The sequence below is a fragment of the Acinetobacter sp. AOR43_HL genome, assembly GCF_027854635.1.
GTDB lineage: Bacteria > Pseudomonadota > Gammaproteobacteria > Pseudomonadales > Moraxellaceae > Acinetobacter > Acinetobacter pittii.
This window is the reverse complement of sequence record NZ_JAKTHX010000008.1, coordinates 14844-33521: the sequence shown is the minus strand read 5'-3', so window position 1 is coordinate 33521 and position 18678 is coordinate 14844. Positions and strand designations below refer to the sequence as shown.

The 18678-nt window shown below is 40.5% G+C and carries 16 protein-coding genes; 4 read left to right on the top strand and 12 right to left on the bottom strand.

Annotated features, from left to right (window positions below):
* Positions 1–2: 2 nt before the first annotated feature.
* From MKL33_RS04440 to MKL33_RS04400, 9 genes are all read right to left on the bottom strand, one after another.
* The gene (locus tag MKL33_RS04440; RefSeq protein WP_270906545.1) at positions 3–443 is read right to left on the bottom strand and encodes a YbaN family protein; all 441 of its coding nucleotides are present in this window, start codon (positions 441–443) and stop codon (positions 3–5) included.
* A gap of 27 nt (positions 444–470) precedes the next feature.
* Positions 471–1070, bottom strand: a complete 600-nt coding sequence (locus tag MKL33_RS04435) for a biliverdin-producing heme oxygenase (protein ID WP_270906544.1) — start codon at positions 1068–1070, stop codon at positions 471–473.
* Between the two features lie 32 nt (positions 1071–1102).
* On the bottom strand, positions 1103–2023 hold the full coding sequence (locus MKL33_RS04430) for an energy transducer TonB (protein ID WP_270906543.1): 921 nt from the start codon (positions 2021–2023) through the stop codon (positions 1103–1105).
* Positions 2024–2033: 10 nt separating this feature from the next.
* The gene (locus MKL33_RS04425; protein ID WP_057062618.1) at positions 2034–3524 is read right to left on the bottom strand and encodes a porin family protein; all 1491 of its coding nucleotides are present in this window, start codon (positions 3522–3524) and stop codon (positions 2034–2036) included.
* Positions 3525–3603: 79 nt separating this feature from the next.
* On the bottom strand, positions 3604–4395 hold the full coding sequence (locus tag MKL33_RS04420) for a Slam-dependent surface lipoprotein (protein ID WP_002041986.1): 792 nt from the start codon (positions 4393–4395) through the stop codon (positions 3604–3606).
* 191 nt (positions 4396–4586) lie between these two features.
* A complete protein-coding gene (locus MKL33_RS04415) occupies positions 4587–7760 on the bottom strand; it encodes a TonB-dependent receptor domain-containing protein (protein WP_290033186.1) in 3174 nt (1057 codons plus the stop codon).
* A 139-nt stretch (positions 7761–7899) separates the two neighbouring features.
* A complete protein-coding gene (locus MKL33_RS04410) occupies positions 7900–8916 on the bottom strand; it encodes a FecR family protein (RefSeq protein ID WP_032050863.1) in 1017 nt (338 codons plus the stop codon).
* Entirely contained in the window at positions 8917–9438 is a 522-nt protein-coding gene (locus MKL33_RS04405) for a sigma-70 family RNA polymerase sigma factor (RefSeq protein WP_003653184.1), read from the bottom strand.
* A gap of 136 nt (positions 9439–9574) precedes the next feature.
* Positions 9575–10465 carry a LysR family transcriptional regulator gene (locus MKL33_RS04400; protein WP_270906542.1) on the bottom strand — a complete coding sequence of 297 codons (891 nt, stop codon included), beginning with the start codon at positions 10463–10465 and terminating at the stop codon, positions 9575–9577.
* Between the two features lie 187 nt (positions 10466–10652).
* Here MKL33_RS04400 and MKL33_RS04395 point away from each other — a divergent pair, with 187 nt between their 5' ends.
* The 4 genes from MKL33_RS04395 (at position 10653) to MKL33_RS04380 (ending at position 15493) form a co-directional block, all read left to right on the top strand.
* Complete coding sequence (locus tag MKL33_RS04395; protein WP_270906541.1) at positions 10653–11597, top strand: dihydrodipicolinate synthase family protein; 945 nt, start codon at positions 10653–10655, stop codon at positions 11595–11597.
* 172 nt (positions 11598–11769) lie between these two features.
* Entirely contained in the window at positions 11770–13155 is a 1386-nt protein-coding gene (locus MKL33_RS04390) for an MFS transporter (protein ID WP_270906540.1), read from the top strand.
* Between the two features lie 78 nt (positions 13156–13233).
* A complete protein-coding gene (locus tag MKL33_RS04385) occupies positions 13234–14580 on the top strand; it encodes an OprD family outer membrane porin (RefSeq protein ID WP_270906539.1) in 1347 nt (448 codons plus the stop codon).
* Positions 14581–15208: 628 nt separating this feature from the next.
* The gene (locus tag MKL33_RS04380; protein ID WP_075382430.1) at positions 15209–15493 is read left to right on the top strand and encodes a hypothetical protein; all 285 of its coding nucleotides are present in this window, start codon (positions 15209–15211) and stop codon (positions 15491–15493) included.
* A gap of 137 nt (positions 15494–15630) precedes the next feature.
* Here MKL33_RS04380 and MKL33_RS04375 read toward each other — a convergent pair whose 3' ends face one another.
* The 3 genes from MKL33_RS04375 to MKL33_RS04365 all read right to left on the bottom strand — a co-directional run bounded on the left by MKL33_RS04375 (position 15631) and on the right by MKL33_RS04365 (position 18677).
* Positions 15631–16581, bottom strand: coding sequence for a hypothetical protein (locus MKL33_RS04375; protein ID WP_270906538.1), 951 nt, complete (start codon positions 16579–16581; stop codon positions 15631–15633).
* Positions 16582–16881: 300 nt separating this feature from the next.
* Positions 16882–17541, bottom strand: coding sequence for a uracil-DNA glycosylase (locus MKL33_RS04370; protein WP_075382428.1), 660 nt, complete (start codon positions 17539–17541; stop codon positions 16882–16884).
* 17 nt (positions 17542–17558) lie between these two features.
* On the bottom strand, positions 17559–18677 hold the full coding sequence (locus MKL33_RS04365) for a pyrophosphatase (protein WP_270906537.1): 1119 nt from the start codon (positions 18675–18677) through the stop codon (positions 17559–17561).
* Position 18678: the final 1 nt, after the last annotated feature.

Below are 18678 nucleotides of genomic sequence, written 5' to 3'. Positions count from 1 at the left end.
TTTTATTTTTTAAGCCACATCCACACCAATACCCCAGCCATACATAAAATTGCTGGATAGACAAACCACGGATGCGGAATGGTCCAAATCATCAGTCCCGCAGCCAGACTCATACTCAACGTCGAGATGTATTTTGCCTTTTTGGGAATACGACGATGTTCTTGCCACTCATGAATGAGTGGGCCGACATAGCGATGATTTCGAAACCATTGATGAAGTTTTTCAGAACCACGAGCAGCAAAGAAAACCGCCAAAATTATAAAGTCGACGGTGGGTAAACCCGGAATGAAAATACCCAATATACCAAGCGCAATACACAACCAAGCCAAACCAATAAACACCCAACGTGCCCACATAGAACGGGCAAGCTTACTGACTGGTTGAGCAGGCGCTAACGACTGCTCATGTTTTACGATTACATTTACTTGATTGAGTTTGTCCATATCGGGTATTCCCTTTATCCACTTTTACTATTTCAATTCATCAAGCTGATCAAGCGCTTGACCAAAATATCCAAAGGCATCTAAAGCTCCTTGAACGACTCGGTCTTGCTGGGTTTGGTCAAGGCCTGCTTCATCCAGTGCTTGTACAAAACGTTTCCAGACTTTCGCGCGCCCTTCGGGATATGCCGCTAAATTACGTGCAGCAAACGTTTCAGAAAAACCCAAATGCTTTTGAGCTTCTTTAAATAAAAATGCAGCTCCTAAGGTTGAACCTTCAGACACATAAATCCAGCCTAAAGCTTCGGGTAGTTGTACGTTTTCACTCTGTAATTGCTGCCCGTTGGGTTGAATCCCTAAATCATTTAAATCGGCAAGTGCTTGTTTTGAGCGGCCACGAATGTCTAAGTCCGGAATCAGTCCAGCTACACCCTCTTTTTCAAAAAGATGTTCAACTTCACGCTGAAAGTAATATTGAGACAAAGTAAATTGCGCGTATTTTTCTTTACTTGAAAACACCTTTGCCTGTGACATTAATTGATGCATACGTTCGTGTTCAGCAGCAGTTTCTTGTTTCAAACGTAAAGACAAACTGTTGCTAATGATTTGTTCTGTAGATGAATTCATCATCTTTCTCCTGCAAAATAGATATTACTCATCGGTTAGCGGCCCCGATTGAGTTTGAGTTGGACTGGAAAATCCACAACGATGGTCACGGCTCGACCGTTAATTTTGTGGGGTTTAAATCTGGATTTACGTGCAGCTTGCATGACCCGTTCATCAAGGCTTTGAATACCCGAACTTTGACGTAATTGAATGTTGATTGGCTGCCCTTTTTCATTAATGCGAATCCGAAGCTCAACCAAACGATTTTGTTGTTTTAACTCTCGGTCATCGTAATCAAGCCCGCCAAAACTCAGCACATCCACACTACTCACCTGAACAACATCATCATGTTCAACTTGAGTGTTCGGTGCTTTGGAATACTCTTGCTGCGTTGCAGGTGTTTTAACGCCGCCACTTTTGGTCTCGCTATTGGTGTTTTGTGGCAACTGCTCAGTTTGCGTTTGTTCAAGGTCTGTTGAATTGAGTGGTTTATCGGTATGAGCCACTCGCCTTTCTGTAGGCTGCGTTGCTTGAGACGAAGCTAAATTATTTAAAGTCGTTTTTGGTTGTGCTTGCTGTTTGTCATTTAAATTATTTTGCACAACTTCTTTAGTAGCAGTTTTTGATGCTAATGTTTGAACATTTGTAGGCGAGTTTTTTGATTCTTCAGGTACTGAAGATACCGAACTGCTTAATGTAGATTGAGGCGTTACACTATTTTTAGGTTGGCTTTCAGTCTTTTTAGCCGATAGCTTTTTAGCAGGCGCCAATGACACAAAACTTACTTTTAATGCATCTACTTTGGGTGATGCTTTAAAAGTATATGGTTCAATTAAATGACTCAGCATCCAGACAACAAACACATGCAGACCAATCACCACCACTACGGTTAAGCACTTATAAAAATGCTTCGGCCCTTGTGGTAAAGGCAACATAACCATTGGCTTATGTGTAGGGAATAAAGATTTTGATTTCATGGCTTATTCCCTAAAAACGATGCTCAAGCTTGAGACTAATGTTGTGTTTATCGTAGGAATACAGCCAATCGACATTGCTTTTATTATGGTTATAGCGATAGGTTAAATTAGGCGTCATGCCATAAAACTCAAAGCGCGGCATTTGCACAACAAGGGTATAGTTTTGTTCAAAATCATGACGACGAGCTAAGAAAGTTTCTGCGTATTTATCAAACAGGCGCCAACGATAAGAACTCAGCAAAGTGGTATTAAATCCTGTACTCCAAGATTTGCTTAAGCCCAATCGCACACCTTGCTGTTGGTAGGCAGCCATGTATTTTTCTTGGGTCGAATGGTCGAGCACATCTAGACCACCAAAAAAAGTCCACTGGTCTGGAAAAATCTTCCAGAAAGTAGCAAACGCTGAGCTTTCTACCCCATCTAGGGTTTTATATTTCTGATAATTTAAATCTTTACTCTCAGCCTCAAGCTTGAAAGCTTTATCTGCAGAGATAAAATGCATCCACTCGGCACGCGCACCCCAGGCATTGTAAAGACCATCATTGCCATAACGTTTATGTTCAAATAGCGGACTCACCCCAATTTGATTTTTTAAGTCAAAGTAGCTGTAGCCTGCATTAATATTAATGGTAGATTCATTAAATGCCGCGTGGTCGTTATAGGACTGTCCAAACGCCAGTGCACGTAAAGCCACGCCATGATGCCCCTTAATCGCATAGCGTTTAATCAGACTGGCTTCGTAATCTAACCCCGTTGCCGATTCAGCTTTAGGCGTTCCACGGGTAACTTGCTCAATTGGAATAATATTACCCTTACTATCTTTGCCATAAAGCGTCCATGTTTTACTTTGTTCAGACGAACTATTTAAATTACTGACATAGGTATAACCCGCTGAAACCGAGCCTTGCCAAGAGTCTCGTTTTTTTAATGCCTGAACAAAGGTATTCACTGTTGTTAAAACTCCAGACGGGATTACCGCAGGGTCACTTTGTTTAAGTTGGTCTTGAATGGAAATAAAAAGGCGTGCTGCTTCCTTATTTTTCTGTTGTTCAAACAGCACGCGCGCTAACTCAAGTTCACAAATTAAATTATGAGGTTGTTGTTTTAGGCTGCTTTGAAATTTTTGTTCAGCCAATTTCAGTTGACCCTGAGAACGTGCAACTGCCCCTTCGGCAAAGTCGGTTAAAGCCCGATCGTAGCCAACATATTTTTTATAATGTTCTAAATAAACCGTGGCTTTGAGCCACTGTTTTTGCATGACTGCCAAATATAACGCCTTGGCAAGATCATTCGGATTTTGCTCAACACTGTATTCTTGTCCATTAATTTGAAGTTTAGGTAATTGCTCGGTACTACGAATTGTTCCCTGTTCGTGAAACTGGCGCTGTTCTTGTAAAAGCGTTTGGTCCAAGCTTTGATTAAGACGAAGCTGTGTGTCTTCGTCGGCATATAAAAATGGACAACTCAACAATGTTAGACAGCACAAAAGCGTTCGTTTCATAAAACAATAAACCTGAAGCAACCAAGCAAAAGCCAAAAAAACAAAAGGAACCTACGTATGTAGATTCCTTTTGCATTCATTAATTTTTAGCACCGCCAAATGCAGTGTTGTAAGACACATTATCAAACTGGGCAATACCCGCTAAAGCCGAAGCATTTGCACCAAAGAATTGACCTTGCACCACACCAGAGTTGTCGACACCAGCCGTACCGTTAGCCGTTGCCAAACCTGCAAACGCAGCAGTACCCGGGTTAAATGCCACACCATCTAGGCTTAATGATGAAACAGCCGTACCTGTTCCGGTAAGCGTTCCTTCAAGTGTACCCGCGCCATAATTTGCCGTGAACGTACCACTTAACAGATTGCTTCCAGAACCATTAATCCCTGCAACGGTATAAGTTGCAGTACCCGCGGTTGGAACCGTGGTATTAGTGTTATCACCCGCGTAGTAAACGGTATGGCTCGCGCTTGCTGGCGTGTCGCCCGCTTTCCACCATTCACCAAAATAGACTTCCTGTGTGCCCACCTGACCAAAGTTAAAATTACCTAATGCACTGTGTGAAGGTGGCATTGCAGACACTGGAATATGCGAAATATTAAAGGTTTTGCTGCCAACCGTTACATTGGTATTACTCGTTCCCTGAGCAGCAAAAGCCTGAGCCAAACCTTTTAACGAACTAAAACCTGTAAAAGCGTTATATGGTGCACCCGCAGCTTGAACCGACACCGCTGCTACACCACCCGGATGGCTTGCATTGGCAGCAGCACCGATTTTGATGTTACTTTCATTACTCGAAATACCATCAATACCTGCATAAGCAAATGCAGTTGAACAAGCAACAAGACCCAAGAACAATTGAGAGATTTTCATTTGTTGTTACTCCATCTTTTTTAAAACTAAGTTATTGTTTAATTTAAAATAACGATTTCGCTATTTTTAGTTTATTGAGTAGGCCCAGCTGCAAACCTACTCAGTTTTTTGTAAATAATAATCATTCAATCTTATTATTTACTGTTACCTGACTCCCCTTTTATGTATGTGTAGAGGGAATCAAATTCTGTTTAAAATTTGGTGGTCCAACTAATTTTCATCGTTCGGCCTGGTGCGGCCATGGCACTACGGGTTAAAGGATCGATATAAAACTGGTTAGAAAGATTACTGCCGACAAACTCAACCGTGTTGTAGTTATCGACCTGATAACGCGCATAAGCATCAAAAATCCACGTGTCATCCCAAGCCAAAGGCACATTGAGGTAATAGCCTTTATTGACGCTAGCATCATTGTTTTTTCGTAGCGGGCTTTCATAAGCTTTATAGAATGTGGCACGTGCACCGAGCTCTAACTTTTCATCAAAAAAGCGTGCGCCAAGCAAACCGTGGAAACTCAGTTCAGGTGTAGCCATGGTCACCAAGTAGCCATTTGGGAAACCGTCATCGACACAACGCTGATACGGCTCACGGAACTCAAGGCCCTGCTCGGTTTGAACCGTGCCGCCTAAAATCATTTTGTTAATGGCACTATTGGTGTCACACACTTCATTTTTTAAGTTATAGGCCACGCTCAAATCTGTGAAAAAACCGCCATTATCAAAACGGCTTTGTAATTCTAGACCTGACAGCTTTTGCTCATCCATATTGGTAAAAATAAGGTTTTGGTCACGCTCAATCACATTTTTGGTTTTGTTGTAGTAATAGGCGAGCTTAATGTCAGCATTGCGTGCTGTGCTAAACCAATCACGCATGTCATAGACATAACCCACTTCGTAGTTAAAAGCGTGTTCAGGTTTGATTGCTTGATATGGCAACATGGCAGAAAAACCGACAGTGCTTTCAAACAAACTTGGTAAGCGATATTCCTCTGCATAGCGTGCATAGATTCTGCTATTTGGCGTGAGGTGAATTGAGGCGCCTAATTGCGGTGCCCAGCCACTATCTTTAACTTTGTCGGCAGACTCAACCGGAACTTGGTCTACCACCGACATAAAGTTCCCGCCAGTTACGACGTACTTTTGGCCAGAGGCATTGAGCTGGTTTAAAGGATTATCGGCAAGCGACAATTGCCCATTCGCATCTGCTTTCCAGCTCAGCGTATTTTTCTGTGACCAGATCATGTTATACAACGTGCTCTCTGATGCTGGCACAGTGTCGAGCTGCCCATCCCACTCAGGATTTTTTGTGGCATAGCGCTGTTTTAAAACATTGATTAAACGCTGCTGAGTCGAGGTGTAACTCTCAGGCATGGTCTGATATTCAAAGGTATATTCTTTAAGCCTACTTTTTTTGGTAAACAGCGGATTTAAACTCGGGTCAATCTCGCTCTGCAAAGACTTATTTAAAAAGTCATCAACTGCCCAATACGAGCGATAACGCATGCCCGCATCAAAACTTAACCAAGACAGCGGTCGATAATTAAAATTAAAGTCGAACGTTTTTTCCTCACGGCGTCCTGCTCGTGGCAGCGCCTGATAGAGCGAATAACTTGGTCCAAATTCGCCATATATATCGTCAGACGTTAGTTTTTCTTTTAAGAAACTTCCACCGAGCGTCAAATCAAGCTGGTCTAACAAACGAGTTTTATTACTGAGCGTAATGCCTTTACGCGTATTGTCAGAATGGCTTATTGCCGTGTTAATAATCGTGTTATCTCGAAAATCGATTGTGGTTGGCCACCCACCACGTGTGTAGGTCTGGCTTTCGGTGTCGGTTTGCCAAATGTTGGCATAGAAATCAATCCAGCGATTATTCTCAGGCTTAAACTTATATTCGAGGCTATAAGCTTTAGAGTGAATATTGCTTAAAGGCCACTGCGGAACACCCAAGTCAGGGGTAATACCCCAAACAATCCGAGACGGCATAATTTCACCAAAAATATTTTTGGTATCTCGGTAAGTCAGTTTAAGGGTCTGATCATCTGTTGGGCGATAGGTCCCTTTTAACAACCACGACTCCATATGACTTGAAGTGTTGGGAACTTCATCTCCCGGTTGATAGGCATAGGCAAAGTAAGGAATAAAATCGAGGCTACTGTCTGGCGTCGCTCGTTTATAGTAGCCCGCGCCATGTGTGCCAGAAAAATAGTTGCCGCGCTCACGTACTGCATAAACTGCCAGTAAATCGAATTTGTCTTGCTTGGTGGCAATTGCCAGTCGGCCCGCTAAGTCATCGCCCGAAAAATGAGAGTTATCACTTCTGGTCCGGTTCTTTTTATAAATATCGGGGTCGTATTTTGACCCATTCATGTCGATCCAAGGCGTGGTGTTATCGTAGTTTTGGCCCACTTTGCTCATGTCTGGCAAAGACGGATCAATTGAGTTGGTTGAGCCTTCTACTTTTAACTCGGCACCAAAAGACTTACCCGGACGAACAATGTCATCGGCCTCTAGCGTTTTAACTACCACACCACCACCTACAGAAGTTGTGGTATTGCGCTCTAAAGATGGGCCTTTAATGACTTCAATGCCCGCAATGAGATTGGGGTCGATATAGTTTCTGTTATTTACCCCGTTGTAGCCACGCCACACCGCAATCGACTGTTCGGTGCCATCAATGGTTAAAGGCACACGGCCAACGCCCTGCACACCACGCACACTCGGGTCGAGTGCCCCACTGTTACGGGCATCGCCGCTATAGACTCCCACCATGCCTTGTAAAACATCGGCTGGGTTGGTTCCTTTAAATCGCTCAACATAGTCTTTGCCCGCATAGACCGAAGAGCGGTTTGCGTCATAAACTTTGTTATAGCCTTCTGTGTCACGGTCTTCTTTGCCGTATACCACAATTGGCGTAAGTCGTACCGATGCATCTTCTTCAACTACAGCACTACTTGGCGGCAGACTAGCGACCTGAACCTTAGCGGGAGTGACTCGCAGCATAGATTTTTTGGTAAGTGTGTAGCCCTGCCCAACTTTTACAGCATTAAATTCGGTTGCTTTTAAAAGCTGCTCAAAACCTTGTTCGACGGCAAAGCTGCCTTTTAAACCCAGACTATGTAACCCTTGAAGTTGCTGGGCATCCATTGCAATTGAAGTACCCGATTGTTCGGCAAACTGGTTGAGTACGTTAGCAAGGCGACCCGCAGGAATGTTATAGCTTTTCACTCCGGCTGTTTGTGCATAGGCCTGCTGCATAGGAAGCACAACAAGCCCACCCATCGACACAGCATGTATGGCAAACGCCAGTGTTGAGAATCGAAAAATCGATCGATTCCGCTTTTGCCCTGTTCCCGCTTTTTTCATTTGCCCCGCCCCAGTAAATCGTAATAAGAATCATTCAATACAACAAATTAAAATGATCCATATTTATTGCTTCTACTTACTATGACGAACGACTTTCAAAAAAGTGGAACCTAAAATTGAAAATAAATTTAATTTTTTATTATTTTAAAGAAACCATGACCACAAACGGCGTGATTTGCTTAATTTTCAGGTCTGGAAAAACCGTAGCCAAAAGCTTAAGCGATTCGGTGGTTTGGTCTAAAGGTAATACCGCATTGACCCGCACATGTTGCAGTGCCGCATCATTAAAAATAATTTTGCCTTTGTAGTTACGGTCTAGCTCTTGTAGCACTTGATTCAGCGGCAAGTTTTCTACCATAAGCTGATGCTTTTGCCATTTTTGTTGTTCGTTATAAACATTCAGTTCAGGCAATTTTTGTACGCCATTTTGATCCATTTTAATGGCTTGCCCTGCTTCAACAATGGCCTGACGAGTCGCATGCAATTGGGTGGTTTTAACCTGTGTGGCTTCTACTTTTACCTTTGAGTGCAACATTTTGAGTTCGGTTGCCGAAGGGTCATAACTGACGCTAAAAGCTGTGCCGAGTGCCTGAATTTGCCCATGACTGGTTTTGACCAAAAACGGTCTAGTCTTATCTTTGGCAACATCAACATAAATTTGACCTTGCACCAACTCAACCACTCGCTGGTTGGTTTTAAAATCAAGATTGACCGCACTTTTCCCACGCAAAATTAAACGTGAACCATCTGGTAAGGTTTGCGTAGTCCACTGCCCCGATTGCCCTTGAATATCGGCAGTCACATAGGCCACTGTGGTGTCAGTTAAATAAAATAACGCCCCACTCATGGCAACAAACACAACGGCAAAAGCTGTTCCTGCACGTAAATGTTTATAGGCTTTGCCTGAGTTTAGGCCAGCTTTAAGAGCAACTTTAGTGACTTTTTTATGTCCGCTGGTTTGAGAAAGTTTTTGAATTGAACCAATGCACTGTTCAATGTCGGCAGCCACTTGGCGGTGTTGCTCACTGGTTTTTTTCCACTCTTCAAATTTTTGTTTGGCGGTTTTCCGTGAGCTTTCATCATCCGAACTCAGTTGAACAATCCAATGTGCAGCTTCTTCAACCAACTGGTGATATTTGCTTTTATCCATGGCCATTTAAATGCAAGCGTCCATGTCTTGTCGGTTTTGGTAGCACTGAATTAAACAGCTCGCCAAATATTTTTGAATCATTTTGGTCGACACATTTAAACGCTCGGCAATTTCTTTATGGGTATAGCCTTCAAGGTAATGCAAAATAAAAGCTTGCTGTGCTTTTTCAGAAACCCCTTCGAGTGCTTTGCAAAGTTGGTTAATTGCTTGAATAATTTGCATTTGGTCTTCGGGTGACGCCACTGCATCAAGCATATATTCCATTTGACTCAAGCCATCTAAATAAGCTTGTTCAATGCGTTTACGGCGCACTTGGTCAATGAGCAGATTTTTAGCAATCGAGGTTAAATAGGCACGCGGTTCCTTAATGCCGAATAGCTCGTCACGCGTTTGTAGCAGTTTAATAAATGTGTCCTGAACCAGATCTGCAGCCTGATCAGTATTACCTAATTTTTGTCTCAACCATTGGTGAAGCCAGCTTTGGTGACTTCTATATAACTGATCTACAAGCAAAGAAGTTTTGTTCACAGCAATTGGACTCAAAACAAGGAACCTATAAATGATAATAATTATCATTTAAACAAGTCAAGTAATAATTCAAGTAAAACTTAAACCACTGTTTAATAAATTGAATTAATTGCCCGCTCGCTTTGCTGCACTTCTCTTAAAGCAAATCAGCCAAATTCCTAATTTCTTCCATCACCGCCTTACACGCAGGCGTTAAATAGCCATGTTTAGAAATAGACAAAGAAATATAACGCTTGAGTGCGGGGTTAATAATTTTTGCAGCTTGAATTGAGGTGTATTGGCTGGCCTTCTTTAACGCTTGCGGCCCCAGCATGTTGTACATGCGAGATTCGGAAACCAAATACGTTTGTAAACTAATCGAGTCGGCTTCAAATACAATATTTAGCTCTACCCCATTTTCATAAGCCATGTGGTCTAAAAAGTTTCGCCAGTTACTTGGCCTGCAAAATGTGACCAGCGGTAACTGACTTACCTTTTTAAACTCGACTTCATTGGCCTGAGTGAGTGCATCTCCTTCACAGCCAACCAAATAGGTATCGGCTTCGGTAAGATAGACATCGCCCTGTTTAGGCGTTGGGTTAAACCGATAGAGTATGGCTAAATCGACGCTGCCATCTTCGAGCCATTTTTCTAAATGTACCCCTTGCCCTTCACGCACCGACAATTTAATTAAGGGATATTTTTGTTGAAGGACTTTATACAGAGTCGATAATAACGGGTGTGCAGTAGACGGCAAACTGGCAATACGAACCGTACCAATCGGGGTATCGGTCGAATGTAAAATTTCATTATTGAGTTGGTCGGTTACGTTTAGCCATGAACGAATTTTAGGAAGTAAATGCTGACCTAAATCGGTGAGTTCAACGCCGCGTCCAGTTCGGTTAAATAAACGACCACCACATTGCGCTTCAAGCTCGTTCATTTGCCGACTGATTTGCGGTTGGTTGGTGTTATGCAGCATCGCGACTTTGCTTAAGCTACCGAGTTCCACCGCGTCTAAAAATATTTTCCATAATTCATAATTCATCGATTCTTCCTAAATCGTAAATAGGCAGTATTTTGAGCCATACATTTTGAGTATAACTGAAATTCAAGAATTGGTAATTCCTACATAGCTCACCTATTTCTATACTCCAATCATGTTCTCTACAACACGATTTAAGTCAGATTAAGAACCAGAGAATATTTAATTACACTGTATAGGAAGTACGATTATGAGTTTAGATTTACGTGGATTAACCCCAGCACCTGTGACTCCTTTTACCCGTGATGGACAAGTAGACCATAATGCAATTCAACGTTTAGGTTCATGGTTAGGCAGTATTGATGGTGTGAAAGGCTTGGTTGTTCTTGGGCATGCAGGTGAAGGAACATTCTTGTCGCAAAAAGAACAAATGCAGGTCATCGAAAGCTTTGTTAAATCGGTAGATGACAAAATTCCGGTAATCGCAGGGATTACACTCGAAGGTACTTCGGTTGCAGCAGAAGAAGCAAAACGTGCAGTCAGTGCGGGTGCTTCGGCAGGTTTGATTTACCCTTCACATGGCTGGTTGCGTTTTGGCTATCAAAAAGGCGCACCACAAGACCGCTATAAAGCGATTTATGAAGAAAGTGGTTTGCCATCTATTTTATTCCAATATCCAGATGCAACGAAGGCCACTTACGACCTTGAAACTCTACTCGATATTTCTGCACAGCCAGGCGTGTTTGCCATGAAAAATGGTGTACGTAACATGCGCCGCTGGGATGTCGAGATTCCGATTATTCGCCGTGAACGCCCAGACTTACAGGTATTGACGTGCCACGATGAATATTTGCTTCACACCATGTTTGATGTAGACGGCGCTTTGGTTGGCTATGGCAACATTGCTCCTGAACTTTTAATTGAAATGATTAAAGCAGGTAAAGCTAAAGATTACGCCAAAGCTCGTGCGATTCACGATCAATTATTACCAGTGACTCGCAATGTTTATCACCGTGGTTCACACATGGAAGACACGGTCGCACTTAAACATGCCTTGGTTGCTCGCGGAATTTTGGACCATGCCACTGTGCGTTCGCCTCTGCTTCCACTGGCAGATGGTGCTGAGCAAGAAATTCATGATGCAATGCGTCAAGCCGGAATTGGCAAGGTCGATTTAACCCAAGCCGTTGCTTAAATTCTATTCGGGCTAGCATGTACGCTAGCCTTTTTTTCCTGTACGCTGCCTGAGGCCAAACATCGGGCATGTCTCTTAAAAACAATAATAAAAAGCATGCAAACTGTGGTGAACAGGTAGTGCGAAATAGAACAACAAAACTACGAGGAATGTAGTAATAAGGAGATAGAAGATGACAAATCTAGCGGATGTAGAACAAATTAGTCATCATCAAAAAAATGCGGAAATTATTGCAAGACTTGAACGGCTACCCGTCACTGGTCGATTGCAATTTATGCGAATTACCATTGGGATCGCGACCTTTTTTGACGCTTATACTGTTCTTGCGATTGCCTTTGCTTTACCCCAACTCATTACCGAATGGCACCTAACGCCTGCCTATGTCGGCGCGATCATTGCCGCGGGCTATGTCGGGCAATTGGTCGGTGCGATCTTTTTTGGTTCACTTGCCGAAAAAGTCGGTCGTTTAAAAGTGCTGTCTTTTACCATTTTACTGTTTGTGGCAATGGACATTTCTTGTCTGTTTGCTTGGAGCGGAATGTCGCTGTTAATTTTCCGTTTCTTACAAGGTGTTGGAACAGGTGGCGAAGTGCCTGTTGCGAGTGCCTATATTAACGAGTTTATTGGTGCAGAAAAGCGCGGTAAGTTTTTCTTGCTCTATGAAGTTTTATTCCCACTTGGTCTTATGTTTGCAGGCATGGCAGCATTTTTCCTGATGCCAATTTACGGCTGGAAAGTCATGTTTATTGTGGGCCTAATTCCATCTTTACTGGTCATTCCTTTACGGTTTTTCTTGCCTGAGTCACCACGCTGGCTTGCTTCAAAAGGTCGTTTTAAAGAAGCGGATCAAGTGGTTAAAAGCTTTGAAGATGGTGCCATCAAAAGCGGTAAAACTTTAGCTGAACCTATAGTTAAAGAAATTAACCCGCAAGGCATGGCAAAAACCGACTGGCGCGAGCTGTTCCGTGGCATTTACCGTAAACGTACCTTTACACTGTGGGGCATGTGGTTTTGTGTGTATATGGTGAACAATGCCATGGTGACTTGGTTGCCATCTCTTTACAAACAACACTTTGGTCTGTCGCTGCAAACCAGTTTAGGTTATGGCTGGGTTACGTCGGGCGTGGGTGTGATTGCCTCTATTATCTGTGCGTTAATGATTGATAAAGTCGGCCGCCGCCCTTGGTACAGTGCAGCGTTTTTCTTGGCAATTATTCCACTCATGAGCCTTTCGATTTTAGGTGCAAAATCGGCGATGGAAGTTGTGATTTTGGCAACGCTCAGCTATGCCATTTTGCAAACCATTTCATTCTCTTTATATCTTTACGCTGCCGAACTTTACCCAACTCGCCTACGTGCAATGGGCATCGGGTTTAGTACCGCTTGGCTCCGTGCCGGCTCTGCGATTGGGCCTGTTATGGTGGGTCTGGTTGTTGGTGGTTACGGCATTCAATATGTGTTTAGTGTGCTTGCCGTTGTGGCGCTGATTGGTGGCCTAGTGACCTTCTTGTTTGCCATTGAAACCAAAGGCCAAGTGCTCGAAAAACTCTCTCCTTAATTCATCCATTTCATAAAAAGCTTGCCTAACCTCAGCGTTAGGCAAAGGGCTTATTCATGCTTAAAAAAGGAATTTAAAATGAATAAATATTTGCTATGGGGCTGTATTGGTTTAGGCAGTGTGAGCAACGCTTATGCAGAGCTTCCTCAAGAATTTGGCAAGTTAGAATTAAAACTCAACACTCGTTACTGGAACGATGAAGACACTGCCCACCCCACGCTTGCCAACCCTTCCCCTTCGTCGAGTGAATATGAACAAAGCGCTTTAGGGCTTGAGTTAAATTATCAGTCACCTTACTTGTGGGACTGGCTCGGGGTAGATGGCTCACTCTATGCAGTCACCAAGTTATTTGACTCTGGCAAGCCGAGCGCTCAGCTTTTAGAAGTCGAAAATAACGGCAAGCTCGATCAAAACTTTGCAACTTTAGGGCAGCTCTACATCAAAGCAAAACTCGGCGATAAAGGCGAAATTAAATTAGGCCGTCAGTTGCACGATTCACTGTTGCTTAAAAGCACCAATAACCGCACGGTGCCCGATACTTTTTCGGGTGCGAGTGGTCAGTTTCAACTGAATGATCAGCTACAGACTTACATGGCTTACTATGACCGCTGGAAACCGCGCAGCATGGACTCATTTGAAAAACTGGTGACTGAAAATGACGAGCGCATTGATTATGTCGGTTTGCTTGGTGCCAAGTATCAGTACAAAAACTGGAGCTTGAATGCCGAGTATTTAAATAGCAAAAATTATTTAAAAAAGTACGGGGCGATTGCTCAATATAAATTGCCCTTGCATGGCCTTGTGTGGACATTTAACACAGGTGCTTTTTTCTCGCGTGACGATGGCAAGCTGTTTAAATGTGGTGCCGAAACCGAGCTGGACTGTGTTAAAGGCCAAGACATTAACAACCGTGGGAATGGTTATTTTGTCGATGTAAATGTGGCTAAGAATAATATTGAAGGTGGTATTGCAGTTTCAAAGTTTGATGGTTTTTGGATTGAAGATAACTTTGCCGTGCACTCTGACCGTAACTCGGTTTTGACACAAGACCACGGCACCAATCCGTTTCCGACCTCTGCGACCATTGGCCCAGACTTTACCAATAACGATGAAACCGCGATTGCCCTTCGCTTGAAATATAATTGGAAAGACTATGTGAAAGGTTTAAAAACCGAAGCGAAGTATATTTATGGCTTTGGCGCTCACCAAAGTAACATCAGCAGTGATATTGAAGGTAAAGAGCGTTACTTTGACTTTACGGTGAGTTATGCCTTGCCGTGGGTGAAAAACTTAGATGTGCGTTATTCATTTTTGCATTATGAGTCGAAGTTTGAAAATGCAAACCTAGGTGAAAAAATAAATGGAATGACACGTAAAGATTGGGACCAGCACCGTGTATTTATTAATTACCGTTATACATTTTAAGAGCAGGTTAAACGTTTAGTTTAACTTTATTATATTTATTAATTCACCGATTTAAATCAATAAACTTTTGAGTTTAATTAAAATATAAATTTATATTTTAATTTTTTATAATATTTTATTTAAATTGAATTGACCTGTTAAAAACTTATGATTATTATGGTCTCGCTGGCCTACATTGCCAGTCGGTTTTAGCAGACCGTAGATCCATGGCGGGTTATAGTTCCACTATAAGTCGTTAGACCCTTGCGTCCCTTTTCTTTGCGGTAGGACGGGAGGGGGACGCGCTCGCGCGTGCTGGTTCCTTGGATCCCAGTCTGCTAACCCCTTCTCGTTCTACCACCATAATCAATTGACGGTGATCTTTGGTGGTAGAGCTCCATAAATTTTAAGGAGTTAACCATGACCTTTTTTAGATTAACCCCCTCTCCCTTATAAACATTTTATTTATTTAAAATTTAGATATTCTATTATCTAAATTTATAAATTATTTTTATTTTAAAATTTAAGTCATTTTATTTTATTTCTTTTATAGGCGGGTTAACTATTGCCTTTAAAAATGATTTTAAAACTTAAAATATAGCGGTTTATTTTTTCTCATTGATATATCCCCAATCATTACGAGAATAATATGAAATTTTATAAAACTATTTTGGTTTTAGGCCTTGTGATCGGTGATTACAGCGTTTCGGGTTGTGACCTCCACACTCAACAGGATTTTGAAGAAATTTGTCTGTCTGGTGGGCACACCCAAGCCAGTTGCGACTGTATTTACCAACGGCTTGAACAAGTGTATTCGCCCAAGCTTATGCAACGTCTAGAACATGTCAGTTTGCAAAGTCCTGCTCTCCCACAGGACTTTGCCCCTACTTTTTTTAGTGTGATGCGGCGGTGCGATAAAGAAGACATGGGTTAAGCGTTTGGCTTAGCTCCCTTATCTCTGTGTCGCAATGGTAGATGACTTTAAATCAGCGCAAAAAATTAAAGTTCTGTTGTGGCATGGGGGCCTTGGGGATACCCAAATAACTAATTAATAACGAGTGATATATAACTTTACTTATCGGCCTTCTGAGTTCGCTCTACAGTAATATATTCATTAGGAATCACTAATTGCTTTTCAATATCTTTCACCTTATAAGAAATTAGAGTGCTTTTACCAATGCCTTGAAATAACACTTTAACATCTTTAAAAATAAAGGTTTTATACTGACTCAATTCTTTAGTGGTTGATTTTGGTAGTGCAATTAAATTTGCATAAGGTTCTTTGATATATAAAGTCGCTTTTTCTACTCTCACACCAGTTTTTTGCATGGCATAATTTAGAAACGTGTTACCAACCTCTTCAATAAAAAACATGGGGACAAGTGGTATCAAGATCAAAATAATGGCAACTTGTAAGCTATCATTAATATGCGTTTCTAATCTCTTGAATTTCTTTATTGCAAATGTTTTAAGATGGTCACTTGCATCTGGGTCATCAATAATATCTTGTAAATTCTCAAACTTTATACGAAATTCTTTAATCTTCTGTCGGTTGATATAAAAAGGATAATAAGTAAAGGCAATAAAAAATACGGTAATACCTATGTAAAGATTGATTTTCCAATGCAGTAAAAACAAACTATGAATAACATATAACAGATAAAGGGATGCAGCCAATGTAGTAATGCTAATCTTTGGAAATGGCAGTTTTTGTCCAATTCTGATATGGGGTGGTAAATACTTATCAACCACACTAAAGATGATATATGTCACTGGAACTAAGGAAATACCAAAGAAAAACAAAATCGTGCTTAGCCCCGCATAAATAATAGAACACGCTACAAAAATCAGTAGAAAAATGAGCGAATCACCAAAGCTAATTTCCGAAGGTATATAGCTAATCGTCACTAAATATGCGACTAAGCATAATACACCTATAGCAACAATCGCTTTAGTCGTTGTAAGTGCTGTTTCATGCCACTGCCCCAGATTATTTAAATATCTAGTTATAAAGTCATTCATTTGATCTAACCAAATCTTATAAATTATTTAAGAATCGATGATTACCTTTTTCTTAAACCGCTCCCCAGCGGAGTAATCATCGTTTGAAATTTCCCCAAATTTCAGAGTATAACGTTGTGTATTGTTTAGCTAGTCATATCCTTTGACAACTTAGGCATTATACTACTACACACCTGTTCATTTTTAATCAAAAAAAGACTATTGTCCCCATTTATTAAGTGAGAATTCAGAGCTTAAAATAGTATTCAAAAATAAAATACTTAATAAAATTATAAGTTAAAGCAAAATAAAAAATCTGTTTCAGAATAAATCTAATTGATTTATATTTTTTTCAATATTATAAATTTCCTGCATTCGGTTAATAAAATCGTTCTTACCACCAAAGCTTGGATGTCTAACTTTATCTATAGTTACGCCATTTATTTTAAAACTGGATGTAATATCAAATGCATCATTACCAATCGCAACAATATGCTTAATTTTCAAAATATTAATTAATTCAAATAAAATTTCTTTTCCAATTTTACGTTCTTTGGCAGAATGCTGACGATTTGTAAAAGGTTTATTTTCTTCATGAGGATGCAAAGGAAAAACATTCCACAAGAAAATATTTTCATTTATCGAATTTAGAATTGACCAGATAGCTGTAGCTGTATTTTCAGTAATTGAAATGCCCTTAGTCGCTTTAATTAGATGTGTATCCCATTTCAAGTTTAGATCATCCAAATGGTATTCATCTGTTAATGCCAAGCCTGTACGACGGCCTCCTCTATGTCCTAAATCTCTTCCAATCCATAAAGTTTGGACTTGGTTTTGAATAGCACTATCCAGAAGTTCATTTAAATTATTAGTTCTAATTTGAGGAGCATCTAATACATCAAAATGTTCACAAAAATCAGCATATGGGTTGAAAACATTTTCAAGTTCTATGGACTTTAAGTTTTCTACAAAAGCATGCATAACCCCACCTGCTGAAATTAAAATTCGTGATATTCTATTGTCCTTTTATCTAAATTACCAATAATTTTACCTTGTCCCTTTTCTTTCAATTGGTTAAATTCTTTATATCCTTCTAATATCGCTTTTTCCCATAAAGATAATGAACACTTTTCAACTTCATAGCCTTTTATGAACTGCTGAATAGTTTTCAAAATATCGTAAGAAAGAATAGACGTATTTTCAAAGTAATTATGCTCTTTGGCTTGCGCATATAACCATACAGATATCCCTTCCTCGATAACAATAGCTCTACCACCATCTTGTGTTTCATCAATGAACGGATTACTTTTTCTTTTATGTTTTATTAAAGCACGAAATACGGGAGACCAATGCAAAATTGCAGCATAAGCCAAATGAAAAACATCGTGATACTTATAACCATCTTTACTCGCATGATTATCTGTTAAAGGATCACCTATCCTTACGCCATTCCATTTCATATATGTTTTATTATTTTTTAGAATAATATGTATTTCGAATTCCCTAGGAATCTGTTCATCTTCATCAAAGCCTTCATCAAAATAAATTGGTTCATTAATACCATCCAAAAAACGACTTGCGGTCTTTTTTATATTTGATTCAACTATTTCATAAAACGAAATGTTAAGAAATATTATAATTTCCTGATATTTTTTTAAAAAATTGATCGCCTCATCATAAACAACATTATTATTGCTTATTATAGAATCTACTAGTTTCATTCCTTGAGACGCAAACTCTAAAAGTTTTTGTTTTTTTTCAGGTGAATCTATAGAATTTACTTTCCCCACTACAGGTTGTTCGGGTAAAGAAGTAAAAACTAGATTACTTTTTTCGTCATTACTTTTTTGAGGAGAATCTAAATTGATAATATAATTTTTAAAATCACAACTATAGGCTTCACATAAGGCAACAAAATACCACAAAATATCACCTAACTCTTCAATTGTATCATTTCTAAATTTATCTTTACCGTATATTTCATGTTCTCTAGCAAGCTTTTTAGCGGGAGACATTAAACTTCCAATTTCCCCTACTAAACCAAGTAATAAACTGTCTATACCATCTAGTTTATTTGTTTTTCTTATATTTTCTATGTACTCATCAACTAATATCATT

Coding starts and splice junctions, on each gene's coding strand:
- MKL33_RS04420 (WP_002041986.1), bottom strand. CDS start 4,395: ATGAAAATCTCTCAATTGTTCTTGGGTCTTGTTGCTTGTTCAACTGCA.
- MKL33_RS04365 (WP_270906537.1), bottom strand. CDS start 18,677: ATGATATTAGTTGATGAGTACATAGAAAATATAAGAAAAACAAATAAA.
- MKL33_RS04385 (WP_270906539.1), top strand. CDS start 13,234: ATGAATAAATATTTGCTATGGGGCTGTATTGGTTTAGGCAGTGTGAGC.
- MKL33_RS04395 (WP_270906541.1), top strand. CDS start 10,653: ATGAGTTTAGATTTACGTGGATTAACCCCAGCACCTGTGACTCCTTTT.
- MKL33_RS04435 (WP_270906544.1), bottom strand. CDS start 1,070: ATGATGAATTCATCTACAGAACAAATCATTAGCAACAGTTTGTCTTTA.
- MKL33_RS04375 (WP_270906538.1), bottom strand. CDS start 16,581: ATGAATGACTTTATAACTAGATATTTAAATAATCTGGGGCAGTGGCAT.
- MKL33_RS04410 (WP_032050863.1), bottom strand. CDS start 8,916: ATGGCCATGGATAAAAGCAAATATCACCAGTTGGTTGAAGAAGCTGCA.
- MKL33_RS04380 (WP_075382430.1), top strand. CDS start 15,209: ATGAAATTTTATAAAACTATTTTGGTTTTAGGCCTTGTGATCGGTGAT.
- MKL33_RS04370 (WP_075382428.1), bottom strand. CDS start 17,541: ATGCATGCTTTTGTAGAAAACTTAAAGTCCATAGAACTTGAAAATGTT.
- MKL33_RS04390 (WP_270906540.1), top strand. CDS start 11,770: ATGACAAATCTAGCGGATGTAGAACAAATTAGTCATCATCAAAAAAAT.
- MKL33_RS04425 (WP_057062618.1), bottom strand. CDS start 3,524: ATGAAACGAACGCTTTTGTGCTGTCTAACATTGTTGAGTTGTCCATTT.
- MKL33_RS04440 (WP_270906545.1), bottom strand. CDS start 443: ATGGACAAACTCAATCAAGTAAATGTAATCGTAAAACATGAGCAGTCG.
- MKL33_RS04400 (WP_270906542.1), bottom strand. CDS start 10,465: ATGAATTATGAATTATGGAAAATATTTTTAGACGCGGTGGAACTCGGT.
- MKL33_RS04430 (WP_270906543.1), bottom strand. CDS start 2,023: ATGAAATCAAAATCTTTATTCCCTACACATAAGCCAATGGTTATGTTG.
- MKL33_RS04415 (WP_290033186.1), bottom strand. CDS start 7,760: ATGAAAAAAGCGGGAACAGGGCAAAAGCGGAATCGATCGATTTTTCGA.